Annotated in this window: 24 protein-coding genes; 14 read left to right on the top strand and 10 right to left on the bottom strand. The window is 69.2% G+C overall.

Features of this window, described 5'->3' with window-relative positions; genetic code table 11:
- Positions 1 to 29 precede the first annotated feature (29 nt).
- From AC07U0_RS06685 to glyS, 5 genes are all read left to right on the top strand, one after another.
- Entirely contained in the window at positions 30 to 2,000 is a 1,971-nt protein-coding gene (locus AC07U0_RS06685; RefSeq protein ID WP_494719259.1) for a tetratricopeptide repeat protein, read from the top strand.
- A gap of 1 nt (position 2,001) precedes the next feature.
- A complete protein-coding gene (locus tag AC07U0_RS06680; protein WP_494719258.1) occupies positions 2,002 to 2,868 on the top strand; it encodes a 4-(cytidine 5'-diphospho)-2-C-methyl-D-erythritol kinase in 867 nt (288 codons plus the stop codon).
- Positions 2,869 to 2,991: 123 nt separating this feature from the next.
- Entirely contained in the window at positions 2,992 to 3,804 is an 813-nt protein-coding gene (locus tag AC07U0_RS06675) for a fasciclin domain-containing protein (protein ID WP_494719257.1), read from the top strand.
- 82 nt (positions 3,805 to 3,886) lie between these two features.
- A complete protein-coding gene (locus AC07U0_RS06670; RefSeq protein ID WP_494719256.1) occupies positions 3,887 to 4,783 on the top strand; it encodes a glycine--tRNA ligase subunit alpha in 897 nt (298 codons plus the stop codon).
- Positions 4,783 to 6,843, top strand: a complete 2,061-nt coding sequence (glyS, locus tag AC07U0_RS06665) for a glycine--tRNA ligase subunit beta (RefSeq protein ID WP_494719255.1) — start codon at positions 4,783 to 4,785, stop codon at positions 6,841 to 6,843. The genes AC07U0_RS06670 and glyS overlap by 1 nt, the downstream gene beginning before the upstream one ends.
- A gap of 190 nt (positions 6,844 to 7,033) precedes the next feature.
- Here glyS and queA read toward each other — a convergent pair whose 3' ends face one another.
- Positions 7,034 to 8,098 (bottom strand): tRNA preQ1(34) S-adenosylmethionine ribosyltransferase-isomerase QueA, encoded by a 1,065-nt coding sequence (gene queA, locus AC07U0_RS06660; RefSeq protein ID WP_494719254.1) that lies wholly within the window; start codon positions 8,096 to 8,098, stop codon positions 7,034 to 7,036.
- Between the two features lie 83 nt (positions 8,099 to 8,181).
- Here queA and AC07U0_RS06655 point away from each other — a divergent pair, with 83 nt between their 5' ends.
- The 5 genes from AC07U0_RS06655 to AC07U0_RS06635 all read left to right on the top strand — a co-directional run bounded on the left by AC07U0_RS06655 (position 8,182) and on the right by AC07U0_RS06635 (position 12,902).
- Positions 8,182 to 8,649 carry a hypothetical protein gene (locus AC07U0_RS06655; RefSeq protein WP_494719253.1) on the top strand — a complete coding sequence of 156 codons (468 nt, stop codon included), beginning with the start codon at positions 8,182 to 8,184 and terminating at the stop codon, positions 8,647 to 8,649.
- A 57-nt stretch (positions 8,650 to 8,706) separates the two neighbouring features.
- A complete protein-coding gene (locus tag AC07U0_RS06650) occupies positions 8,707 to 10,146 on the top strand; it encodes a response regulator (RefSeq protein WP_494719252.1) in 1,440 nt (479 codons plus the stop codon).
- A gap of 74 nt (positions 10,147 to 10,220) precedes the next feature.
- Positions 10,221 to 11,897 (top strand): lysine--tRNA ligase, encoded by a 1,677-nt coding sequence (locus AC07U0_RS06645; protein ID WP_494719251.1) that lies wholly within the window; start codon positions 10,221 to 10,223, stop codon positions 11,895 to 11,897.
- 80 nt (positions 11,898 to 11,977) lie between these two features.
- The gene (locus AC07U0_RS06640) at positions 11,978 to 12,358 is read left to right on the top strand and encodes a hypothetical protein (RefSeq protein WP_494719250.1); all 381 of its coding nucleotides are present in this window, start codon (positions 11,978 to 11,980) and stop codon (positions 12,356 to 12,358) included.
- Positions 12,359 to 12,437: 79 nt separating this feature from the next.
- Positions 12,438 to 12,902 (top strand): SH3 domain-containing protein, encoded by a 465-nt coding sequence (locus AC07U0_RS06635; protein ID WP_492949014.1) that lies wholly within the window; start codon positions 12,438 to 12,440, stop codon positions 12,900 to 12,902.
- 155 nt (positions 12,903 to 13,057) lie between these two features.
- On the opposite strand, the gene AC07U0_RS06630 is transcribed toward AC07U0_RS06635, so the two are convergent.
- The 6 genes from AC07U0_RS06630 to AC07U0_RS06605 form a co-directional block, all read right to left on the bottom strand.
- Positions 13,058 to 13,702 (bottom strand): S24 family peptidase, encoded by a 645-nt coding sequence (locus AC07U0_RS06630; protein ID WP_494719249.1) that lies wholly within the window; start codon positions 13,700 to 13,702, stop codon positions 13,058 to 13,060.
- A 70-nt stretch (positions 13,703 to 13,772) separates the two neighbouring features.
- Positions 13,773 to 14,201, bottom strand: a complete 429-nt coding sequence (locus tag AC07U0_RS06625; RefSeq protein WP_494719248.1) for a hypothetical protein — start codon at positions 14,199 to 14,201, stop codon at positions 13,773 to 13,775.
- Positions 14,202 to 14,290: 89 nt separating this feature from the next.
- Positions 14,291 to 14,662, bottom strand: a complete 372-nt coding sequence (locus AC07U0_RS06620) for a hypothetical protein (protein ID WP_494719247.1) — start codon at positions 14,660 to 14,662, stop codon at positions 14,291 to 14,293.
- Positions 14,663 to 14,769: 107 nt separating this feature from the next.
- Complete coding sequence (locus AC07U0_RS06615) at positions 14,770 to 15,096, bottom strand: hypothetical protein (protein WP_494719246.1); 327 nt, start codon at positions 15,094 to 15,096, stop codon at positions 14,770 to 14,772.
- Between the two features lie 63 nt (positions 15,097 to 15,159).
- Positions 15,160 to 15,558 carry a PaaI family thioesterase gene (locus tag AC07U0_RS06610; RefSeq protein ID WP_494719245.1) on the bottom strand — a complete coding sequence of 133 codons (399 nt, stop codon included), beginning with the start codon at positions 15,556 to 15,558 and terminating at the stop codon, positions 15,160 to 15,162.
- Positions 15,555 to 16,046: a PaaI family thioesterase gene (locus AC07U0_RS06605; RefSeq protein WP_494719244.1), complete on the bottom strand. Its 492-nt coding sequence runs from the start codon at positions 16,044 to 16,046 to the stop codon at positions 15,555 to 15,557. The genes AC07U0_RS06610 and AC07U0_RS06605 overlap by 4 nt, the downstream gene beginning before the upstream one ends.
- Positions 16,047 to 16,106: 60 nt before the next feature.
- Between AC07U0_RS06605 and AC07U0_RS06600 the strand changes: the two genes are divergently transcribed.
- Entirely contained in the window at positions 16,107 to 17,147 is a 1,041-nt protein-coding gene (locus AC07U0_RS06600) for a ligase-associated DNA damage response exonuclease (protein ID WP_494719243.1), read from the top strand.
- Here the strand turns inward: AC07U0_RS06600 and AC07U0_RS06595 are convergent.
- Positions 17,144 to 18,766, bottom strand: coding sequence for a response regulator (locus AC07U0_RS06595; protein ID WP_494719242.1), 1,623 nt, complete (start codon positions 18,764 to 18,766; stop codon positions 17,144 to 17,146). The two genes, AC07U0_RS06600 and AC07U0_RS06595, sit on opposite strands and share 4 nt — an antisense overlap.
- Positions 18,767 to 19,000: 234 nt before the next feature.
- On the opposite strand from AC07U0_RS06595, the gene queC reads away from it, so the two are divergent.
- From queC to AC07U0_RS06580, 3 genes are read left to right on the top strand one after another with little or no spacing between them, the layout of a single operon-like run.
- Positions 19,001 to 19,732 carry a 7-cyano-7-deazaguanine synthase QueC gene (queC, locus tag AC07U0_RS06590; RefSeq protein WP_494719241.1) on the top strand — a complete coding sequence of 244 codons (732 nt, stop codon included), beginning with the start codon at positions 19,001 to 19,003 and terminating at the stop codon, positions 19,730 to 19,732.
- Positions 19,729 to 20,364 (top strand): 7-carboxy-7-deazaguanine synthase, encoded by a 636-nt coding sequence (queE, locus tag AC07U0_RS06585; RefSeq protein ID WP_494719240.1) that lies wholly within the window; start codon positions 19,729 to 19,731, stop codon positions 20,362 to 20,364. The genes queC and queE overlap by 4 nt, the downstream gene beginning before the upstream one ends.
- A 4-nt stretch (positions 20,365 to 20,368) precedes the next feature.
- A complete protein-coding gene (locus AC07U0_RS06580) occupies positions 20,369 to 20,737 on the top strand; it encodes a 6-pyruvoyl trahydropterin synthase family protein (protein ID WP_494719239.1) in 369 nt (122 codons plus the stop codon).
- Between the two features lie 46 nt (positions 20,738 to 20,783).
- On the opposite strand, the gene AC07U0_RS06575 is transcribed toward AC07U0_RS06580, so the two are convergent.
- Together AC07U0_RS06575 and AC07U0_RS06570 are read right to left on the bottom strand one after the other, a co-directional pair.
- Positions 20,784 to 21,482: a hypothetical protein gene (locus AC07U0_RS06575; RefSeq protein WP_494719238.1), complete on the bottom strand. Its 699-nt coding sequence runs from the start codon at positions 21,480 to 21,482 to the stop codon at positions 20,784 to 20,786.
- A gap of 91 nt (positions 21,483 to 21,573) precedes the next feature.
- On the bottom strand, positions 21,574 to 22,824 hold the full coding sequence (locus AC07U0_RS06570; protein WP_494719237.1) for a S8 family serine peptidase: 1,251 nt from the start codon (positions 22,822 to 22,824) through the stop codon (positions 21,574 to 21,576).
- Between the last annotated feature and the right edge of the window lie 11 nt (positions 22,825 to 22,835).

Here is a 22,835-nt window from a genome sequence, read left to right as displayed (position 1 = left end):
GGAGGGACAAAGTGGCGAGGTTCCTTGTCATGACGTCCCTCCGCCTCACGCTGCTTTCCTTCACGGCTCTCGGTCTTGCCCTGACCGCGCCCGGCCTCGCCATGGCCCAGGAGGCGCCGCCGGTCTCGGATCCGGCCGCCGGACAGCGTCCGCCAATCCTCGTGCCGGCTCAGCCGAGCCAGTCGGACCCGGCCGTTCAGCCGCCCGCCGTGGTCACCCCCTCCGAGGCCACGCCGGAGAGCGAACCCGAAGACGGCGAGCCCGCTTCCGACGAAGCCCCGCTGCCGCCCGCCGCTCCTGTTGTCATTCCGATTCCGACCGTCTGGGTGCCGGCCCCGGTCAATCGCGAGGGGCACACCGCCTACGGCCTGTATCTCGGCGGCCGAAATCTGGTCGGACGTTCGGCTGTCGGCGACGGCGAGGCCGCGCTCGGCGCCCGCTATCTGGCCGAGGTCCAGTCCCTGACCCCGGAGCAGCCGGCCGTTCAGCAGCAGGCCTTCACCGCCGCCCTCCTGGCCGGCGATCTCTCGGATGCGGCCCGGATGGCGCCGTCTGGCGAGGACGTTCCGGCGGTGCTCTCGGAGGCCGGGCGACTGGTTCAGGCCATCGACCTCTACGCCCACGGCAAGGCGCGGGACGCCACGGCGGTGTTCAAGGCCGGACCGATCCAGATGCCGCACGCCGCCGCCGGCTTCCTGACCCAGCGCTGGATCGCCGCCGCTGCGGGGGACTGGGACTTCGCCCTGATCGGACCGCCGTCGACCTCCAACGACACCTTCAGCCAGGTCCTGCGCTTCCAGCGCGCCCAGCTGCTTGAGCTGCATCGCCGCTATGACGAGGCCGAGGCCGAGTTCAAACTTCTGGACGCCAGCCCGAACGCGCAGCCGCCGTTCCGCGCGGGCTACGGCGCCTTCCTCGAACGGCGCGGACGCAAGGCGGAGGCGATCGCCGTCTATGACAAGGCGCTGGCCGCCAATCCCGACAGCGCCCTGCTGGCGGCCGCCAAGGCGCGCGTGTCCCAGCCTCGCAGCCGCGCCCCGGCCGCCCCGTCCCCTCGCGACGGCGTGGCCCAGGGTCTGGCCCTGGCCGCCTCGCTCGCCGCCGACAGCCGCGCCAATGAGTTCGCGGCCGTCTATCTGCGCATGGCCCTCGAGGTCGCGCCCAGCGACGACATCCGCCTGTTGCTCGGCGGCGCCCTGGTCAGCGCCAAGCTGGAGGCCGCCGCCCGGGACGCCCTGTCCGTGATCGGGCCGCGCGACGCCGCCCTCTACGCCGCCGCCCGCCTGCAGATCGGCGCCAGCCTCGGCCGCGACGACCGCAAGGACGAGGCCCTGGTCGAGTTCCGCAAGGCCTTCGCCGCCGCGCCCGGGTCCCAGGACATCGCCTATGCCCTGGCCACCCAGTTGCTGGAGCTGAAGCGCAACGACGAGGCGCTGGAGATTCTCAACGGGCCGCTGCTCAACACCCCGGACCAGCCCGCCGCCGTCCACTTCGTGCGCGGGGCCGCCTATGAGGCTTCGGGCAAGATCCCCGAGGCCGAGGCGGAGCTGTCCGCGGCCGTCGCCGACCAGCCCAATGAGCCGGCCTTCCTCAACTACTTGGGCTACCTCTGGGTCGATAGCGGCACCAAGGTCGCCGAGGGCGCCGCCCTGATCGCCCGCGCCCACGCGGCCCAGCCCAACAACGGCAATATCCAGGACTCCCTCGGCTGGGCCCAGTTCCGGCAGGGCCAGTACGAGACCGCCGTCACGACCCTGGAAGAGGCCGTCGACAAAGAGCCCGCCAACGCCGAGATCAACGACCACCTCGGCGACGCCTACTGGCAGGTGGGCCGCAAGCGCGAGGCGGGCTTCCAGTGGAACCGCGTCCTGACCCTGAACCCCGACGCCGAACGCCGCGCCGGGGTCGAACAGAAGCTGGTCGACGGCCTGCCGCCGCAAACGCCGGTCGTAGCGCCGGTGACGGTGACTGTCCCCGCTCCGGTCGGCGCCGAGCCCTGAGGTGTCGCTGACCGGGCTTGCGCCCGCCAAGATCAATCTGTTTCTGCACGTCGGCCCGGTTCAGGACGACGCCTACCATCCGCTCGCCAGCCTGGTCGCCTTCGCCGACGTCGGCGACCGGGTCACGGTCGAGCGCGCTGATCGCCTGTCCCTGAGCGTCGAAGGGCCTTTCGGCGCGAGTCTGGCCGCCGACCCCGACAATCTGATCCTCAAGGCCTTGCGGGCGCTGGGTCAGGCGGCGGGCATCGGCGAGCCGGCCCTGCACGTCGCGCTGGATAAGCAGCTGCCCATCGCCGCTGGTCTGGGCGGGGGTTCGTCCGACGCGGGGATCGCCCTGAAGCTGGCGCGCGATCTGCTCGCCCTCGATCTCGACGACGTCCCCCTTGAGGCTGTCGCGGGCGTGGTCGGCGCCGACGGCCCCATGTGTCTGCGCGCCCGTTCCGCCTGGGCCGAGGGCAGGGGAGACGTCCTGTCTGACGCCGCCGACCTGCCGGCGCTCCATGCCGTCCTGGTCAATCCGGGCGTCCCGTCCTCGACCGGCGCCGTCTATCGCGCCTTCGACGCCGGCCCCGCCGGCGCCACTAACCGCCCCGCCGCGCCCGACGACTGGAGCCCCGCCGCCGTCATCGACTGGCTGGCGAACCAGCGCAACGATCTGGAACCCCCGGCGCTTGCCCTGACCCCGGCGATCCGGCCCGCGCTCGACGCCGTGGCGGCCTGTGCGGGTGTCGGCCTGACCCGGATGTCCGGCTCCGGCGCCACCGTCTTCGGCCTGTTCGCCTCGGGCGCGGACGCAGACGCCGCCGCCGCCGGCCTCTCGCAGGCCCATCCCGGCTGGTGGATCAGGCGGACCGTCCTGGGGGCCTAGGGCCCTCAAAGATCGGGCTTCAATGGAACCCGCGCCGTGTTCGCCGTCTTATCCCGGGACAGTCACATTCCGTCGTCCGTCGCGATCCCTCGCGCGCCGGCCCCGAGATCCGAAGGAATCGTCATGCTTCGTACCCGTCTTCTGACCGCCACAGCCGCCGTCGCCCTGTTCGCCGCCCCTGCGGCCTTCGCCCAGTCTATGACGGCGCCGCAGACCGCCCCGGCTCCGGTCGAGGCCCCGGCCCCGGATGTCGCTCCGGCGCCGGCCACTGCGACCCCCGCCGCCTCCGACACCATCATCGATGAGCTGAAGGCCAACGGCCAGTTCACGACCCTGCTGGCCGCCCTCGACCGGGCCCAGCTGACCGAGACGCTGAAGTCCCAGCCGGCGATCTCGATCTTCGCCCCGACCGACGCGGCCTTCGCCCGACTGCCCGAGGCAGAACGCACGCGCCTGATGGATCCGGCCAACGTCAACGAGTTGCGCCAGCTGCTGCTCTATCACCTGATCGTCGCCGACGTGAATTCGAGCCAGATCAAAGGCACGCGCGGCGGCGTCGAGACCGCGGCCCGCACCCAGGTCCAGCTGGACGGCACCGGCGACGCCATCAAGGTCGATGACGCCACCGTCACCACCGCCGACATTGAGGCCTCGAACGGCGCCGTCTTCGCCATCGACAAGGTGCTGAACCCGGCGACGTCCGAGGTCGCCTCGGGCGACGCGGACGAGGCCGCCGCTGCTCCCATCGCCACCGAAGCCCCCGCCGCGGAGGCTCCCGCCACGGCGCCTTCTGCGACGGCCGCGCCGGTCATGACCCCGCCGGTCGCCACCTCGGCCCCCGCTCCCACGCCGCCGGTCGCCCCGACCGCGGACGAGGACAAGGACCCGATGATGACCGAACCGGCCCCGGCTCCCACGCCCGTGCCGCAGGGCTAATCCCTCGCGTCAGGTTGAGTTTGAAGGCGGCGGGCTCTAGGGTCCGCCGCCTTTACTTTTGCCTGCACAAAGCCTCCCAGCCTTGCCCCACGCACCGACAGAACCTCTTTCGTTTCAGGACCTCATCCTGACGCTCCAGCGTTACTGGGGCGAACAGGGCTGCGCCCTGCTGCAGCCCTACGACATCGAGGTGGGGGCGGGGACGCTGCACCCGGCGACCGTCCTGCGCGCGCTGGGGACCAAGCCTTGGAAGGCCGCCTACGTCCAGCCCAGCCGCCGCCCCGGCGACGGCCGCTATGGCGAGAACCCCAACCGGCTCCAGCACTATTACCAATTCCAGGTCATCCTGAAGCCGAACCCGGACAATCTTCAGGAGCTCTACCTCGGCTCCCTAGCCGCCATCGGCATCGATCCGAAACTGCACGACATCCGCTTCGTCGAGGACGACTGGGAGAACCCCACCGTCGGCGCCTGGGGTCTGGGCTGGGAGGTCTGGTGCGACGGCATGGAGGTGACCCAGTTCACCTACTTCCAGGGCGTCGGCGGCATCGAGGTCGACGTCGTCTCGGGCGAGCTGACCTACGGGCTTGAGCGTCTGGCCATGTACGTCCAGGGCGTCGACAACGTCTATGACCTGAAGTTCAACAACGACGGCCTGACCTATGGCGAGGTCTTCCTCGAGAACGAGCGCCAGCAGTCGGAAGCCAATTTCCATGGCTATGACGTCGAGGGCCTGAAGCGCCGCTTCGAGGACATGGAGCGCGAGTCGACCCGCCTCCTCGCCATGACCGGCCCGCAAGGCCAGCCTCTGGTCTTGCCCGCCTATGACCAGGTCCTGAAGGCCTCGCACCTCTTCAACCTGATGGACGCCCGCGGCGCCATCGCCGTCGCCGAACGCCAGAGCTACATCGGCCGCATCCGCGACCTCTGCAAAGCCTGCGCCCTCGCCTACGTCGAACAAGAGCGGAAAACCGCCTGATGCCCCAACTCCTCCTCGAACTCTTCTCCGAAGAAATCCCCGCGCGCATGCAGCAGGGCGCCGCGCGCGACCTCGAGCGCATGGTCTCCGAAAAGCTCAAGGCCGCCGGCCTGAGCTGGGACGCGCTCAACGTCTTCGCCGGCCCGCGCCGCCTCACGCTCGTCATCGATGGCCTGCCGTCGGCGACGCCTGATCGCTCGGAAGAGCTGAAAGGCCCGCGCGCCAATGCGCCGGAACAGGCGCTGGAAGGCTTCCTGCGCAAGACCGGCCTGACGAAGGACCAGCTGACCGAGCGCGACGGCGTCTTCTTCGCCGTCATCGAGCAGAAGGGCCGCGCCACCGCCGACATCATCCCGGAAACCGTCGACGCCATCGTCCGCGCCTTCCCCTGGCCCAAGTCGATGCGCTGGGGCTCCGGAACACTGCGCTGGATCCGCCCGCTGAAGCGCATCCTCTGCCTGTTCGACGGCAAGGTCGTGCCCTTCGACATCGACGGGATTCAATCCGACGCCATCACCGAGGGCCACCGCTTCCTCGGCAAGTGTCAGCCCATCGCCGTCAACGACTTCGCCGACTACCGGCGCAAGCTGGAAGCCGATTTTGTCCTGCTTGACGTCGCCGACCGCAAGCTGAAGATCCTCGACGCCGCGAAGGCGGTCACCGCCGCGAAGGGCCTCGCCCTCGTCGATGACGACGGCCTGCTGGACGAGGTCGCGGGTCTGGCCGAATGGCCGACCCCCATCCTCGGCGACATGGACCCCCAGTTCCTGAGCCTGCCGCCCGAGGTGGTCCGGCTGTCGATGAAGGTGCACCAGAAGTATTTCGCCGTGCGCGATCCGTCGAAGCACGGTCTCGCCCCGAACTTCGTCGTCGTGGCGAATGTCGAGGCCTCCGACGGCGGCGCGGCGCTCGCCGCCGGCAACAGCCGGGTCCTGTCCGCCCGCCTGAACGACGCCCGCTTCTTCTGGGACGAGGACCTGAAGACCGGCTTCGACGCCTGGTCGTCGAAACTGTCCGGGGTCACCTTCCACGCCAAGCTCGGCACCCTTGCCGAGCGCGTCGATCGCATCGCCGCGCTGGCGCGCGAGATCGCGCCTCTGGTCGGCGCCGACGCCGATCAGGCCGAACGCGCCGCCCGCCTCGCCAAGGCCGATCTGGCCTCGGGCATGGTCGGCGAGTTCCCGGAACTGCAGGGCGTCATGGGCGGCTATTACGCTCGCGCCGCCGGCGAGGCCGACGCCGTCGCCGACGCCGTCCGCGACCACTACAAGCCGCAAGGCCCCGCCGACACCGTCCCCACCGCCCCGGTCACCGTCGCCGTCGCCCTCGCCGACAAGCTCGACACTCTCGTCGGCTTCTTCGCCATCGACGAAAAGCCCACGGGATCGAAGGACCCCTATGCGCTCCGCCGCGCGGCGCTTGGGGTGATCCGGCTCGTGCTGGAGAATGAGGTCAAAGGCTCGCTGGCCGCGATGATCAAGCCTGCCGAAGTCATGATCATCACCGGTCGTAAGTTGAGCGCGGAAACTCGGGTCACGAGTGACCTCGTCGCCTTCTTCGCCGACCGCCTGAAGGTCCTCCTGCGCGATCAGGGTCAGCGTCACGACCTCGTCGACGCCGTCTTCGCTCTCGGCGACGACGACCTCGTGCGCATCGTCCGCCGCGTCGAGGCTCTCGCCGCCTTCCTCGCCACCGACGACGGCGCCAATCTGCTGGCCGGGTTCAAGCGCGCCTCCAATATCCTCAAGGCCGAGGAGAAGAAGGGACCGGTGCCGACGGGCATGGTCGAGACCGGTCTGCCCAACCAGCCCGAGGCCGAAACCAGGCTGGCCTTCGCAACCGCCGCCGCCGCGACCGCCGTCGACACGGCCCTGGACGCCGAAGATTTCGCCGCCGCCATGACGGCCCTCGCCGCCCTGCGCGCCCCGGTCGACGCCTTCTTCACCGACGTCCTGGTGAACTCCGACGTCCCCGCCGAACGCGACAACCGCCTGAAACTCCTCGGCCAGGTCCGCGACGTCATGGGCCGGGTGGCGGACTTCGGATTGATCGCGGGTTAGGTCTCTACCCTCTCCCGGCGGGAGAGGGCTTGAGGCTCGCAGAGCGTAGCGATGCGCCAGCCGAAAGGGTGAGGGGCTGGCGCTCACCGGTTGGCAGGAAACCCCTCACCCTTTCGCGCAAGTCTGATCGCTGACGCTCTCAGGCGCTCAAGCCCTCTCCCACCGGGAGAGGGACGATCGGGGAGCGAGCTCAGCCTGCCCGAAACAGCAACGACCCGTCGCCGTAGGAATAGAACCGGTACCCGTCCCGGATCGCGTGCTCATAGGCCGCGCGCATGGTCTCCAGCCCGGCGAAGGCCGAGACCAGCATGAACAGGGTCGACTTGGGCAGGTGGAAATTGGTCATCAGCACATCCACCGCCCGGAAGCGGTAGCCCGGGGTGATGAAGATGGCCGTGTCGCCGTGGAAGGGCTGGATCACACCCTCCGCCGTCGTCGCCGACTCCAGCAGCCGCAGAGACGTCGTGCCCACGCAGACGATCCGTCCGCCCTCCGCATGGACGGCGTTCAGGGCGGCGGCGGTCTCGGCGGACACCTCGCCCCACTCGGAATGCATCCTGTGGTCGGCCGTGTCGTCGGCCTTGACCGGCAGGAAGGTGCCGGCGCCCACATGCAGGGTCACCGCATGGGTGGTGACGCCCTTCGCCCGGATCGCTTCCAGCAGGGCAGGCGTGAAATGCAGCCCCGCCGTCGGCGCCGCGACCGAGCCGTCATGCTCGGCGAAGACAGTCTGATAGTCGGTCAGGTCACGGTCGTCCTCGGGCCGCCTGGCCGCGATATAGGGGGGCAGGGGCATGACCCCCACGGCCCGGATGGCGTCGTCCAGAGCCGGCCCCGCCAGGTCGAACCGAAGCGTGATCAGCCCGTCCTCGCCCTTGACGGCGACCGTGGCTTCCAGCGTCTGGAACCGGATCCGGTCCCCCGCCTTGATCCGTTTGCCCGGCTTCATGAAGGCCGACCAGACGTCGGGCGCATCCCGGTGATGCAGGGTCGCCTCGACCTCGACGGTCAGAACCTCACCCTCAACAACCGGATCGGGCCGTTCGCGCACCCCCGACAGCCGCGCCGGGATCACTCGCGTGTCGTTGAACACCAGGGCGTCGCCGGGCTGCAGAAAGCCGGGCAGGTCGCGGATGATCCGGTCCTCCAGCACGCCATCCTGCACCACCAGCAGGCGCGCGGAATCCCGCGGCTCCGCGGGCCTCAGGGCGATGCGGTCCTCGGGCAGGTCGAAATCAAAATCGGCGGTCTTCATCAGGCGGCGCAAAGGCCACGGGGGAGGGAGCGGGTCAAGTCCGGCGCTGCTGAACCTCGGTCGCGCAGAGGCGTTCGTCCCGAATGAAAACCTCCTCCCTCCTGCCTTCCATCCTTATCGGCGCCGTCGCCAGCGCCCGCTCCATGACCCCGATGGCGGCCATCGCCACCGCCCGCCTCGCGGGTGAGCGCACCCCCGGCAAGCTGGTCCTGCTCGACCATCCCCTGTTCAAATTCGGGGCTCTGGCCATGGGCGTGGGCGAGCTGTTCGGCGACAAGATGAAGACCGCGCCCGACCGCACCGTCTTCCTCGGCCTGCTCGCCCGGGTGATGAGCGCGGGCATCGCCGGCGCCGCCCTGGCCCCCAAAGGCCGCGAGAAGACCGGCGCCGCCCTCGCCGTCGGGACTGCGGTTCCTTTGGCCTACCTCGGCCTCGCAGGCCGCAAGAAGGCAATGGCCCGCATCGGCCAGACGAAGAGCGGCCTGATCGAGGACGCCCTCATCGTCGCCGCCGGCGCCGCCGTGGTGGGCCTGACCGCGCGGCGGCGCTGACCCCGGATCGTCTCCGGGTTTAAGTGTTGCTTCAGCCGTTTAGAGCAAACTGGAGGGATGAGTTTTGACCTTCCACATCTTGCCGATGGCGGGCGTCTCGACGCCTGGGATCGCCTGCGGCGGCCGGTGTGGCTGTTCGACCCGGTCAGCTGCCGGGGCGTCTACGCCAACGTCGCCGCCCTGGCCCTGTGGGGCGCGGTCGATCTGGACGAGCTTCTGGCCCGGGACTTCTCCAAGCTTTCTCCGGCGGTCCGGACCCGCACCGAGCGTCTGCGGGCGGCCACCACCGAGGGACGGGAGGTCGAGGAGCACTGGACCTTCTACCCCAACGGCAGCCCGGTGACGGTGCAGGCCGTGATCTCGACCGTCGCCCTCGCCGACGGCAGGGACGTGCTGTTGTTCGAAGCCGCCGCCGTCGAGGTCGAGGCCGAGGAACGTCGCGCGGTCGAGGCCCTGCGCCACTCCTCCGGCCCGGTCGGCCTGTTCGACGGCGAGGGAAAGTCGCTGTTCGCCAATCCGGCCGCCTTCGCCGCCTATGGCCTCGATGCAGGCTTCGTCGCCCGGTTCGCCAGTCCCGAAGACGGCGAGGGGATTCTGGCCCGCGCCATGGAGGGTCAGGCCACCGGCGCCTTGTTCCAGATGTCCACCGGCCCCGGCCCACGCTGGCACCACATCGATTGCCGCCCGCTTCAGGATCCCGTCACCGGCGCGATCAGCGTCCTGCTCAATGAGCGCGACGTGACCGATCGGGTCGAGGCCGAAGCCGCCCGTGCCGCCGCCGAACAGAAGGCCGCCATGGCCGAGGCGCGCCAACGCTTCCTGACCGAGATGTCGCATGAGTTGCGCACGCCGCTGAATGCGGTGCTCGGCTTCTCGGCCCTGCTGTCCGAAGCCGGGCTGGCGCCCGCGCAACAGGACCATGCCGGGCGTATCCATGCGGCGGGCGAGCGTCTGGCCACCGTCGTGGAACAGATGATCGGCCTGTCCCAACATGACGACTGGACCGGAGGCGTAGAACCGACGGCCGAACGGGAGCCGGGCCTTTCCGACCACAGCGCGCCTGCGGTCGACGAAGACGAAGGGCGGGCCATGCGCGTCCTCTATGTCGACGACAACGACAGCAACCGGGCCCTGATCTCGGCGCTTCTGGCCCTGCAGGGGATCGTCTGCGAGACGGCCGACGACGGCGCCCAGGGGCTTGCCGCGGCCTCGCGCGGCGACTGGGACGTGATCCTGATGGACATCCAGATGCCGGTCATGGACGGCGTCGAGGCCGCCCGGCGCATCCGCTTGCTGGACGACGAGGCCTCGGCCGTGCCGATCATCGCCGTAACCGCCAATACGCTGGACGAGCAACTGGCTGCCTATGCGGACGTCGGAATGAACGACTGCGTCGGCAAGCCGGTGAAGGCGCCCGAACTGCTGACCAAGCTGTTCGAATGGGCTTCCACGCCTTGGCGCGAGCAGTGGCGCGAGACAGAGCGGGCGGCCGCCTGACGACGGGGCGGTGAGGAGCGCCGGTATGCACGCGGGCGTTGACCCACGGCGCTCAAGGCGTCAAAGCCCCACCCATGCTTCAGAACCTCGAAACCCTCGCCCGTGAGGCCAAGTCCTGGCCCTTCGAACAAGCCCGCAATCTTCTCGCCCATGTGCTGAAGAAGCGGCTGTCCGACGCCGAGCGCGATGCGGCGAAGCTGCTGATCGACGCGGGCAAGGCGGATGAGGCTCTGGCGACCTTCGAGGCCCTGCAACGGCCGGTGATCCTGGAGACGGGCTATGGCCCCTCCGGCCTGCCCCACATGGGCACCTTCGGCGAGGTGGCGCGCACCACCATGGTCCGCAACGCCTTCCGCGCCCTGACGGGCGACCACTGGCCGACGCGGCTGATCGCCTTCTCCGACGACATGGACGGTCTGCGCAAGGTGCCCGAGGGCGTGCCCAACCCGGAGATGCTGCGCGAGGACCTGCACCTGTCGCTGACCCGCGTCCGCGACCCGTTCGGCACCCACGACAGCTTCGGCGCGCACAACAACGCCCGCCTGCGCGCCTTCCTCGACGGCTTCGGCTTCGACTATGAGTTCATGTCCTCGACCGAGACCTACAGGTCCGGCCGGTTCGATGCGACGCTCCTGACGATGCTGGAGCGCTACGACGCGGTGATGGCGATCATGCTGCCGACGCTCGGCGAAGAGCGCCGCGCGACCTATTCGCCCTTCCTGCCCGTCAGCCCGATCACTGGCCATGTGCTGCAGGTCCCGACCCTGGCGCGCGACGTTGAGAAGGGCACGATCACCTTCGAGGATCCGGCCGGAGAGCCCGGCAACCGTACCGAGGTTCCGGTCACCGGCGGCCATGTGAAGCTGCAGTGGAAGCCCGACTGGGCCATGCGCTGGACGGCGCTGGACGTCGATTACGAGATGTCGGGCAAGGACCTGATCGAGAGCGTGCGCGAGAGCTCCAAGGTCTGCCGCGCCCTGGGCGGCGTTCCGCCGGAGGGCTTCAACTACGAGCTCTTCCTCGACATCGAAGGCAAGAAGATCTCCAAGTCCAAGGGCAATGGCCTGACGATGGACGAGTGGCTGCGCTACGGCACGCCGGAGAGCCTGAGCTGGTACATGTTCCAGTCGCCGAAGTCGGCCAAGAGCCTGCACTTCAACGTCATTCCGCGCGCCATCGACGACTATCTGGCCTTCATCGAGGCCTACAAGACGCAGGAGCCGGCCAGGCAGATCGACAACGCCGTCTGGTCGATCCACGCCGGATCGCCGCCGTCGGCCGTCTCGCCGGTGTCGTTCGCGCTGCTGCTCAACCTCGTGGGCGTGGCCAACGCCTCCACCAAGGATCAGCTCTGGGCCTATTTCGCGAAGTATCTGCCCGAAGCGACGCCCGAGAACGAGCCGGTGCTGGACCAGCTGATGGACCGCGCGCTGAACTACTACGTCGACTTCGTGAAGCCCTCCAAGTCGTACCGCCTGCCGGACGACAAGGAGAAGGCGGCCCTGCTGGATCTCGCCGCGCGCCTCGAGGCCCTGCCAGCCGACACGACCGACGGGGAGCTGATCCAGAACGAGGTCTATGCCGTGGGCAAGGATCACGCCTTCGAGCCCCTGCGCGCCTGGTTCGGCGCCCTGTATGAGGTTTTGCTCGGCGCCTCGCAGGGGCCGCGCTTCGGCTCGTTCGCGGCGATCTACGGCCTGCCGCAGACAATCCGTCTGATCACGGACGGGGCGAACGGGAAGCTCGTCTGATCGCCCCGGGGGTGTATTCCCGATCCGTATGACGGTTTTCGACATATCGCCGCGCAAGCTTGGCGGTATGGAGACCCGGGTTGAACTACGTCATCGACCGGGACGACCGGATCGTCACGGTGAACATCGGTCCGTCGGATTCCGGCGAGGCGACGACAGAGAGCCTGCTCGCCCTAGGCGACGCCGAGCCCGAGCTCTGGACCTGGGATTGCATCATCCATGTCCCCGTCGTGGCCCAGGATGCGTCCGTCGAGCAGGTCGCGCGCGCGGCCCGGCGGTACGCCACCCAGAAGGGCGTCCGCGCGACCACTGTCTTCGTCAGTGACGACGTCTATCTGCGTCTCTGGGCCAAGGTGATGGATGTCCAGTTTCCCGGGCGCAAACATCTGGTGGTCCGTGACCTCGGCCTGGCCCGCGAATTGATCCTCTCGCGACGGCTCACGAAGATGAACCGAAAATAACGGCGACGCTCGGGGAGCCTTCAGACGCTCTGGCGCATTCTCACACCCATCGACCAACCTCGATGAAATGGAGAGAGCCATGTCGAAGTCCTTCAAGATCACCCTCGCGACCGCCGCCGCCCTGGCGTCTCTGGTCACTGCCGCCCCGATGGCGGCGTCCGCCCAGTCGAACGGCATCACCAGCTGCGACGCCCCCGGCGGCCGTCAGACGGCCGGCGCCCTGATCGGCGGCGTGCTCGGCGGCGTGGTGGGGTCCAACCTTGCCCGTAACGAGCGCACCGCCGGCACCATCGTCGGCGCCGGCGCCGGGGCCGCGGCCGGTTCCTACATCGGCTGTAACCAGCAGCGCGCCCGCGCGGCCTCGGCGCAGGGCCAGTACCGCGCCACCTCGAACCTGCGCATCCGCTCGGGTCCGGGCACCAACTACGGCACCCGCGGCACCCTGGCCGCTGGTCAGCGCTTCAGCGCCATCGGCTCTTCGGGCGAGTGGGTCCAGATCGCCGGCGGCGGCTGGGTCAACGCCCACTACGTCACGACCAACTGAGTTCGGCCTTCGGGCTGATTAAGGAAGGGCCGTCTCTCCGGAGGCGGCCCTTTTCTTTTTGGGCGCTATCGCTCGGCTCGCGGAGCCTCGCTGCTTGAGCGCGGCTCCTCGGACTCCCAAGCCGCGGTTCGCTGCTTGAGCGCACAAGGACAGCCTTACTGGCTGACCCACAGGATGCGCGCCATCCAGACGACCTCGCGTCGGGGCAGGACGCGGGGCGGATAGGCGGGGTTGATCGAGCCCAGGGTGACGGTACGCGACGTCAGGGCCAGCACCTCCTTGGCCACGGTCTCGCCGCCCGAGGTGCGGACCACGACACGGTCGCCCTTGCGCACGTCCGTCGCAGTCTGGTCGACGATGACCCGGTCGCCCTCGCGGTAGAGGGGGGTCATGGAATCGCCGTTGATCCTGAGGCTGAACAGGCCGTCGCTCAGGCGCGGCAGCTCGGTCTGGTCCCAGCCCTCGCCGGTCGGCAGGCCGGCATCGTCGAAGAAGCCGTCAGCGCCGGCCTGGGCCAGGCCCAGCAAGGGAATGGTCGCCGGCGGGGCGTCGTCCTCGGCCAGGGCGGCGAACTCGCCCAGCGAAAGACGCGTCGCCTCCAGAATCCGGGTCAAACTTTCGGTCGAGGGCCAGCGCGGTCGTGGCGGCTCGCCCGATCCGGACGAGGGGCCAAACCGTTTGGACGGATTGAAACTGGTCGCATCCAGGCCGGCGCGCTTCGCCAGCCCTGAGGGCGACAGGCCTTCGCGGCGCGCCAGATTGTCGACGGCCTTCCACAGCTTGGCATGAGACAGGGGCATGGAGCGGGCTTCCAGCGGAGTGAGTCGCCAGAATACGCAGGAATAAATGCCTACGCCAGTCCGGTCGGACCTATTCGAGCCCGGCGGCGCGGCGTTCCTGCCAGGCCCAGAAGGTGCCGACGGCCAGGGCGACCAGCACGCCGTAGCCGGCCAGGTTGACGACCGTCAGGAAGGCCGAAACCGAGGGGCGGACGTCGAAGATCGAGAGGACATGGCTGGTGACGACCAGCAGCTGGCAGGCGGCGGCCCAGACTGGCCAGACACGACGCGATTTCCAGACCAGGGCGGCCAGAACGACCAGCATCACCACATCAATGGCGAAGACGCCCCACTGGACCTGAAACACCTTGCCGTCGCCCTGGGCGAGCAGGGATGCGAACCAGCCGAGCACATAGGCGCCGGCGGCAAGGCGTTCGGGCTCATCGCCCTTCCAGAATGCGAACAGACAGGTCCCGACCACAAAGATCGCGCCGATCTGTGACCACAGGGTATCAAACATCAAAACGCCCCCGTGCCGGATAGCACGAGGGCGATAATGTAACGAGTCTGGCTAATCCGGAATGACCGGAAGCCTACATTACGTCGAATTCAGACGGCGCGCAGACGGGTGGTCACGCCACCCACGCCGGTGGGCTTCTCGCCGCCGCCGATCGGGGTTTCCCAGTCGTCGGGCTTGTTCAGCGGGCCGACGGCGTAGATGCCCCAGCCGAGCTTGCGGTGATCTTTTTGCATTTCGGCGTGGCAGGCCACGATGGCCTCACGCGCGGTGCTCAGGGCGGCGATGGTTTCCATGGCCTTGGCCTGCGAAACGGTGCCGGTCACGGCCGACAGCGACAGGGCGGCGCGGGCGCCGATCATCGACTGAACCAGGGTCGTGGCTTGGGTGATCGCGGTATCGATAGCGTTTTCAGTGGCATGCAGTTCGCCGGCGACGCTGGCGACAACTTCAGAACGATCCATGGTACCCCTCCTAAACAACAGGTAAATATACCCTTAACACGTTTCAGGAGAGTCCGGTAGGGATTTGTTTACCCTTAGCGGGAGCGTTGCTGTTGGTTTGAGCGGCTTCAGGCGGGTCTTCGACGCCTCGGCCCGCCGCCGATCGGGGGCGTATCTTCGGGCTTGTCGAGGGGGCCGACGGTCGTCTCATCCAGCCCGATCCGGCGCGCGACATCGGCGAGGGTTCGGTGCGCCCGGGCGAGGTGGATGCGCGCCCGGCTAACCGCCCTGACGGGCGCCGGGTGGTCGGAGGCGGCGGGTGACAGCGCGGTCAGCGTCTCCGCTTCAACGAGGGCGAGATCCACGGCGGCCTCGGCGACCCGAAGGCTCTCGGTCACCCTGGCGCCGGCCGCGTCGCGGGCCGCCGTGTCGCGGTTTGAAGTCTCTGAAGTCATCCTGTCCCCCGATGACCAAGCATCATGCGCGGGAAACAATCATGGGTCGGTATTCGCCCGCAACTATTCGTTGCTGTCGTCCAGCAGGAAGTTGGCGACCAGAGTGGCGATCGGCTGGGCCGCATCCTCCTGCCAGGCCTCGGCCAGGACGTGGGCGACGCGGCGACCGGCGCGCGAGATATGCGCTCGCGCCAGCACGTCCACCGGCCGTCCCGAGCGCAGGTAGGAGACGGTGACGTTGATCGGACGCGGAAGGCGCAGCCGCGGATAGGCCAGCGCCACCTGGGCGATGGCGGTCATCTCCAGCAGGGCGGCGGTCGAACCGCCGTGGAGGGCGGGCAGCAGGGGGTTGCCGATCAGCTTGTCGGCGAAGGGCATGACCACGGTCAGGGTCTCATCTTCCAGCCGCCCTTCGAGGCCGAGGAAGCGGGCATAGGGCAGGCGTTGCAGCAGATCGCTCATCGGGCCGCTCCCTCGGTGCGCGGCTTCAGATTGGCACCGGTGCGGTGCGAGGCGTTTTCGGTGATCACATAGGCCGACTGGGCAGCGGCGACAGGATCGCCGGAGCCGTCCTCGGCGTCGGCCTCGAAGGCCCAGGCGCGGACGAAGGCGATGTTGCGGGTCACCTTGAAGCAATGGGCCTCGGCGATCAGGTCGGTCTTCGGCCGCGCCGCCCGCATATAGTCGACGCGCAGATCGAGCGTCGCGATGTTCTGGAACCCGCCCAGCGCCACCCAGGTCGCCAGGCCGCCGACATGGTCCAGCATGGTCGTCACCAGTCCGCCCGCAAGCACGCCTGTGTCAGGATCCCCGACCAGATCCTCACGCCAGGGCGTGCGCAGCCGAACGATCTGACCCTCCACGCTCTCCAGCCTGAAGCCGAGCGCCTGGGTGTGGGCGGCGCCGCCCGCCAGCTGCGGAAGGATTTCTGTCAGGAACGTATCGCTCATCCATCCGTCCTTATCGGGCGCGGCCTTGCGCGCAAGCCCCGGATGCCGACCTGTAGCCCCATGATCCGTTTCGAGGACCTGCTGAAGCCGACGCCCGCGGGCCTGTATTGCCCGCCCGGCGACTTCTACATCGACCCCGTCCGGCCGGTGGACCGGGCGGTGATCACCCACGGCCATTCCGACCATGCGCGGGCGGGCCACGGCGCGGTTCTGGCCACGCCCCAGACGCTGGCCATCATGGCCGAACGCTACGGCGAGGACTTCGCCGTAACGCGCCAGTCGGCTCCCTACGGCGAGACGACCTCGGTCAACGGCGTCGACATCCGGCTGGTCCCGGCCGGTCATGTGCTGGGGTCGGCCCAGGCGGTCATCGGCTGGAAGGGGATCACGATGGTCGCCTCGGGTGACTACAAGCGCCGGCGCGACCCGACCTGTGCCGGCTTCGAGCCTGTGCCCTGTCACGTCTTCATTTCGGAGGCGACCTTCGGCCTGCCGGTCTTCACCCATCCGCCGGACTCAGAGGAAGTCGGCCGTCTGGTCCAGTCGCTCGGCCAGTTCCCCGACCGCGCCCATCTGGTCGGCGCCTATGCGCTGGGGAAGGCGCAGCGGGTGATCCGATTGCTTCGCGAGCAGGGTTGGGAACGGCCGATCTATGTCCATGGGGCGCTGGAGCGGTTGAACGCCCTCTACGAGCGCGAGGGCGTCGATCTGGGGCCCATCCTGCCGGCGACGGGACTTCCCAAGGATTCGCTCGGCGGGGAGGTGGCCATCGCTCCGCCGTCAGCCATTCAGGACCGCTGGGCCCGCCGCTTCGCCGATCCCGTGACCGCCTTCGCATCGGGTTGGATGGGGGTGAAGGCGCGCGCGCGGCAGAGGGGCGTGGAGCTGCCTCTGGTGATCTCGGACCATGCCGACTGGACCGAGTTGACCACGACCTTCTCCGAACTGAAGCCGGAGGAAATCTGGATCACCCACGGCCGCGAGGAGGGGCTGCTGCGCTGGTGCGAGCTGAATGGCCAGACGGCGCGCGCGCTCAGACTGGTCGGCTATGACGATGAAGACGAGGAGGCTCCGGCGCCGGAGCCCGAACCCGTGGCCTAGGCGGCGCGGACGCGGGTGGGACGGGCCTCGGCCGGGGCCAGCGTCTCGCCGCTCAGGGCCGCGTTCATGGCCATGCGCAGGCGTTCGGGCTTGATCGGCTTCTCGACGACAGCGGCCATGCCGATGGCGATATAGCCCTTGGCGTCGTCCGGGTCGGCGTTGGCGGTCAGGGCCACGATCGGAATCTGGCTCTCGGGACCGGCCAGGGCGCGGATGGCCTGGGTCGCCTGGACCCCGTCCATGCGCGGCATCTTGATGTCCATCAGGATCAGGTCGAACGGGCGGGCCTGAACGGCTTCCAGCGCTTCGACGCCGTCCTCGGCGGTCTCGGAACTGCAGCCGAACATCTCGCACAGGGCCTGGGCGACGACGCGGTTGGTGGCGTTGTCGTCGACGATCAGGATGTGGGGATTGGCCTGGAGCTCCAGGTCGGCGAGGGCCTGGATGTTGGACTGGACGTCCGCTTCCACCACGGTGCGCGGAGCGGCGAAGTCGAAGGCGAAGGTGGCGCCGCGCCCGGCGTTGTTCTCGGCCCAGATGCGGCCGTCCATACGCTCGACCACCTGGCGGCAGATCGACAGGCCGAGGCCCGCGCCGTCGGGGCCGGAGCCATGCACGAAGGGTTCGAAGATGGCGTCCACACGTTCGGCGTCGATGCCGGGGCCGTCGTCTCGGACGCGGGCCTCCATGCGGATGTTCGAGCTGTCGACCCAGGCCTTGAGACGGGCCTCGACCATGCCGTTGCGGGCGAATTTCAGGGCGTTGCCGATCAGGTTGTTGAACACCTGCTTGAGCCGCATCGGATCGATTTCGGCGGCCAGTTCGGTGTCGCCCTCATAGCCGACCATCAGGGTCACGCCGTCCTGTGAGGCGCGCGGCGCCCACAGCTGTTCGACGTCGTCCATCAGGGCGCGCAGCGGGGTGGCGACGGGCGAAAGCTCCAGCTCGCCGGCCTCGGCGCGCGACAGGTCGAGCGCGTCCTGCAGGATGCGGATCAGGGTCTCGGATGAGTCGACGATGGTCTGGACGTGCGACTGGGCCTGTTCGTTGAGCGGCTGGCGACGCAGCAGTTCGGCCACGGCGAGGACGCCGTTCATCGGGGTGCGCAGCTCGTGGCTCATGATGGCCAGGAACTGGCTCTTGGCGCGGGCGGAGGCCAGGGCCTGGGCCTTGGAATCCATCAGGGCGCGTTGCTGGTCGGCCAGTTCGGCGTTCTGGCGGCGCTGCTGGTCGTTGATGGCCTGGAGCAGGGAAACCGCGGTGCCGACCCCGCGATAGCGGCCGTCGCGGGTGACGATAAAGCCGCGCATCAGGGCGCCGGGGCCGCCCTTGAGCATGATGTCGCAGAAGGCGTCGATGGCGACTCCGGCCTCGACCACAGCCGGCTCGGAGTCCATGACATAGGTCACGGCGCGGCCGGAGTAGAGGGCATGGCCGAACGGGCCGGCGATCTTGATCAGAAAGGCGTTGCGTTCGACCAGGCCGACCGGGCGGCCGTCGTCGACGACGGGAATGACGAGGGTGTCCGGCTCACGGTGAAAGCGCGCGAAAACCTCGCTCGCCAGCACATCGGGCGCGATGGGTTCGGCTCGTTCCGTGAGGACTTCGATAGTCGGCATACTGGCCGGGACTCCGTTCTACGCTGTGGACAATGGCCGAAAACCATTTTCAGAAGGGTTAAGCGGCCGGGGATTTTCTCACTTTGAGAAAATTGCCTGTTCGCCCAATGGGTCAGGCGGGGCGGGGCCTGTCGATTTTGCTCCGGCGCCGGGTTTGGTGTATGGAGACCGCCGAAGTTTCATCCTGAAGGCGACCCGAATGCGCGCGGCCAAACGGCCGACCGCAGATTTGTCATGAGCGATTTCCAGAATTCCCCCTCTTCGTCGGCCCTGGTCCTGTTTTCGGGCGGGCAGGACAGCGCCACCTGCCTGGCCTGGGCGCTGGAGCGGTACGAACGCGTCGAGACCGTCGGCTTCGACTATGGCCAGCGCCATGCGGTAGAGATGCAGGCGCGTCAGCACGTCCGTGACGGCATGACCAGGGTCCTCCCCGAGCTGGCCGAGCGGCTGGGCCCGGACCATATCGTCGACCTGACCGGCTTTGGCGCCATCGGCGAGACCGCCATGACGACCGATCGCGCCATCGAGGTCGATGCGCGCGGCCTGCCGACGACCTTCGTGCCGGGCCGTAATCTGGTTTTCCTGACCTGTGCCGCAGCTCTGGCTGACCGGCGGGGGCTGGAGGTGCTGGTCGGGGGCATGTGCGAGACCGACTTCTCGGGCTATCCCGACTGCCGCCGCGCGACCATCGACGCCATGTCGAGCGCCCTGACGCTCGGCCTCGACAAGCCCGTGCCGATCGACACCCCCTTGATGGCCCTGACCAAGGCCCAGACCTGGGCCCTGGCGCAGCGTCTGGGCGGCCAGCGTCTGGTCGAGCTGATCGTCGAGGAAAGCCACACCTGCTACCTCGGCGACCGGTCACACCGGCACGTCTGGGGCTTCGGCTGCGGAACCTGCCCGGCCTGCGAACTGCGCGCCGCCGGATACGCCGAATGGGCCGGCGAAACGGACGCCGCCGAATGACCTATGCGGTCAAGGAGGCCTTCCTGACAGTGCAGGGCGAGGGCGGACAGGCGGGACGGCCCGCCGTCTTCCTGCGCTTCGCCGGCTGCAACCTTTGGAACGGGCTGGAGCGCGACCGGGCCTCGGCCGTCTGTTCGTTCTGCGACACGGACTTCGTCGGCGTGGACGGTGACGGCGGCGGCAAGTTCGCCGATGCCGAGGCCTTGGCCGACCACGTCGCTTCCTTCTGGCGCGGTCGCGAGGGCGATCCCCGTCTGGTGGTCTGCACAGGCGGCGAGCCCCTGCTGCAACTCGACGCCGCCCTGATCGCGGCGCTCAAGGCGCGCGGCTTCGACATCGCGGTCGAGACCAACGGCACCGTCGCCGCGCCCGATGGCATCGACTGGATCTGCGTCAGCCCCAAGGCGGACGCGGATGTGATCCAGATCAAGGGCCAGGAGTTGAAGCTGGTCTATCCGCAGGCCCTCGCCCAACCGGACCGGTTCGAAGGGCTCGATTTCGAGCGCTTCTGGCTGCAGCCGATGGACGGACCGGATCAGATCGCCAACACAGAGGCGGCCATCGAATACTGCCTGACGCACCCGCAGTGGCGGCTCAGCGTCCAGACCCACAAATATATTGGCGTGCGTTAGTCAGATGACCGAGTTTGAAATCACCAAGGCCGCGACGTTTGACGCGGCGCACCACTTCCCCAACGAGCCCGAGGGCAGCATCTATCGCCGGATGCACGGCCATTCGTTCCAGGTCGAGGCGACCGTTAAGGGGACCACGCTGGACGGCCACGGCTGGGTCGCGGATCTGGGGGCCTTGGATCGCGCGCTGAAGGCGGCGGCGGAGGAACTGGACCACGGCCTGCTCAACGAAAAGCCGGGGCTGGAGCTGCCCACACTGGAACATCTGTGCCTGTGGTTCGCCAATCGGCTGAAGCCCGACTGGCCGGGCCTGTCACGGATCACCGTGGCGCGGCCGACGATCCACGAACGCTGCACCCTGACCCTTTCATGAGCAAAGGCCGCCGGCGAACCCGGCGGCCTTTTCATTCTGACGGGACCTAGTTCGACGCCGCGTCGGGCGTCGAGCCGGACGACGAGGCCGGGGCGGGGGCGGCCGCCGGCTGCGGGCGACGGCTGGAGCCGTTAGCGGCGGCATTGCCGCCCAGACTGATGGCCGCGCCGTCGCGGCTGGCCGAGGCGGAGCCGCTGGTCGAGCCCGAGCCGCCGAGGTCGATTTGGCGGCCGCGCGGCGTGGTCACCGAACCGGCGCCATTGCCCGAACCGGAACCCGAGGCGGAAACGTCCGAGCCGGAGGCGGCATTGGCTGCGCCGTTCAGGGCGCCGGAGGCCGAACCGCTGGCCGAGGAACCGAGGCCCTGGGCGGTCGAGACTGCCGAACCGGCGGCGCCTTGGGCGGTCGTGACGCCGCTGGCGGCCGTCGAGGCGGCGCGATCGCGGGCCGCATTGGCAGTGCGTTCGGCCCGGGCGCGGGCCTGGGCCGCGCGGGCTTCAGTGCGAGCCGCTGCGCGTTCGGCGCGGGTCATGGTCTGGTCCACGGCGCCGGTGACGCCCGAGCCGTTGACCGTGCCGTTCAGCATGCCCGAACCGGTCAGATTGCCACCGATCTGGCCGCCGCCCAGCGTGCCGCCGAGGCCACCTCCCAGACCGCCGCCACCGCCCAGGATCTGGGCCTGTGCGCCGCCCGCCAGGGTCAGGGTGAAGGCGGCGGCGGTGATGAACATCATGGACTTGCGCATTGGTGTCTCCTGCGATTTTGCGGGCGGTTGATCCGTCCTCACAGGGTCCAACGACGGGCCATTCGGCTTTCATCCCGAAGCCCGAACTTTTTTACTGAGACAGCCTCTCCCGGGCGCCTACGGCGGCGGGGGCGGTGCGCAGGGTCTCGCCGACGAGGCCCCGGCCATAGACCGGATCGGCGCCGGGCTGGCCCAGATCGCGGGCCGAGCGTTCGAGCGACGACAGGCTCTCGCCGGCCAGCAGACCGGCGACGAGGGGAGAGGCGAAGGAGGCGCCCCGCACCGTGACCCAGCTTCCGGCGACGCCTGCCGCCGCCATGTCCGCGCCGGGCGCCGACAGGTCGACCTGTGGCCCGCGCCCGGCCTCGGGCAGGATGCGGTCGCGGCGATCCACCGGGGCGACCCCGACGACGCCGTCATACGACGCCGGATAGAGGGGCGCGGCGGCCGGGCCGTCGTTGCCGACAGCGGCGACCAGGGTCAGGCCCCGCGCCTCGGCCTGCCGGACCGCCGCCTGGACGAGGGCGTTGCGCGGGCCGACGAGGCTGATGTTGACCACCTGAACGCGGCTTTCGACCATCCACGACAGGGCCTCGGCCAGGGCCGTGGAGGAGCCGCCGGTCGGGCTGCCGCCATAGACGTCGGCGACCCAGAGGGCTGCGCCCGGAGCCGCGCCGGTGAAGTTCGCGGTGCGCCCGACCATCAGGGAGGCGACGGCGAGGCCATGGCCGCCCATGCGCGGCGGACCCGCGAAGCCGCGCTGGGTCACCCGCGATCCGACCAGAGCCGGATGGGTGGCCTCGATCCCGGTGTCGAGCAGGCCGAGGCGGGCGGAGCTTGCGGTCTGAGCCGAAGGCGTCACGACGGCGGTTGGCGCCGATGCAGGTTCGAGCGCGCCCGCCGGCTGGTGCACATGGTTGAAGGCGTAGTCGCCGGTCGGGTCGAGCCGCTGCAGCCGCTGCAACGCCTGCCTCAGTGACCGGCCGCGTGGCGGGGCGAGGACGACGGTGGTCAGGTCCAGCGCCTCCAGCCGTTCCTCCCGGACTACGGTGAAGCCCTCGGCCAGCGCCACGCGGCGGGCCTCGGCGCTCATGCCGATGGCGACCAGTTCTCCGCTGACGACGGGCCAGCCCTGCGGGTCCGCCTCCAGCGCCCCGCGCGACCGGCGGATGATGGCGGTAAGGCGGGAAGGGGCGTTGAGCACGCCGGCCGCGTCTGTCTGAACCCGGCCGGTCAGGGCGTCGACACGATCGGTCGCACTACCGACGGTGTCCCTCACGGTGGACTGCAACTGGCCAAGTCCGCCCGAAACACCGCCGCCGGGCAAACCGACTTGGGCCATGGCGGGGGCCG

This window comes from Brevundimonas sp. GW821-FHT02A10, assembly GCF_059422025.1.
The sequence above is the reverse complement of the archived record's forward strand: the minus strand, read 5'-3'. Positions and strand labels throughout refer to the sequence as shown.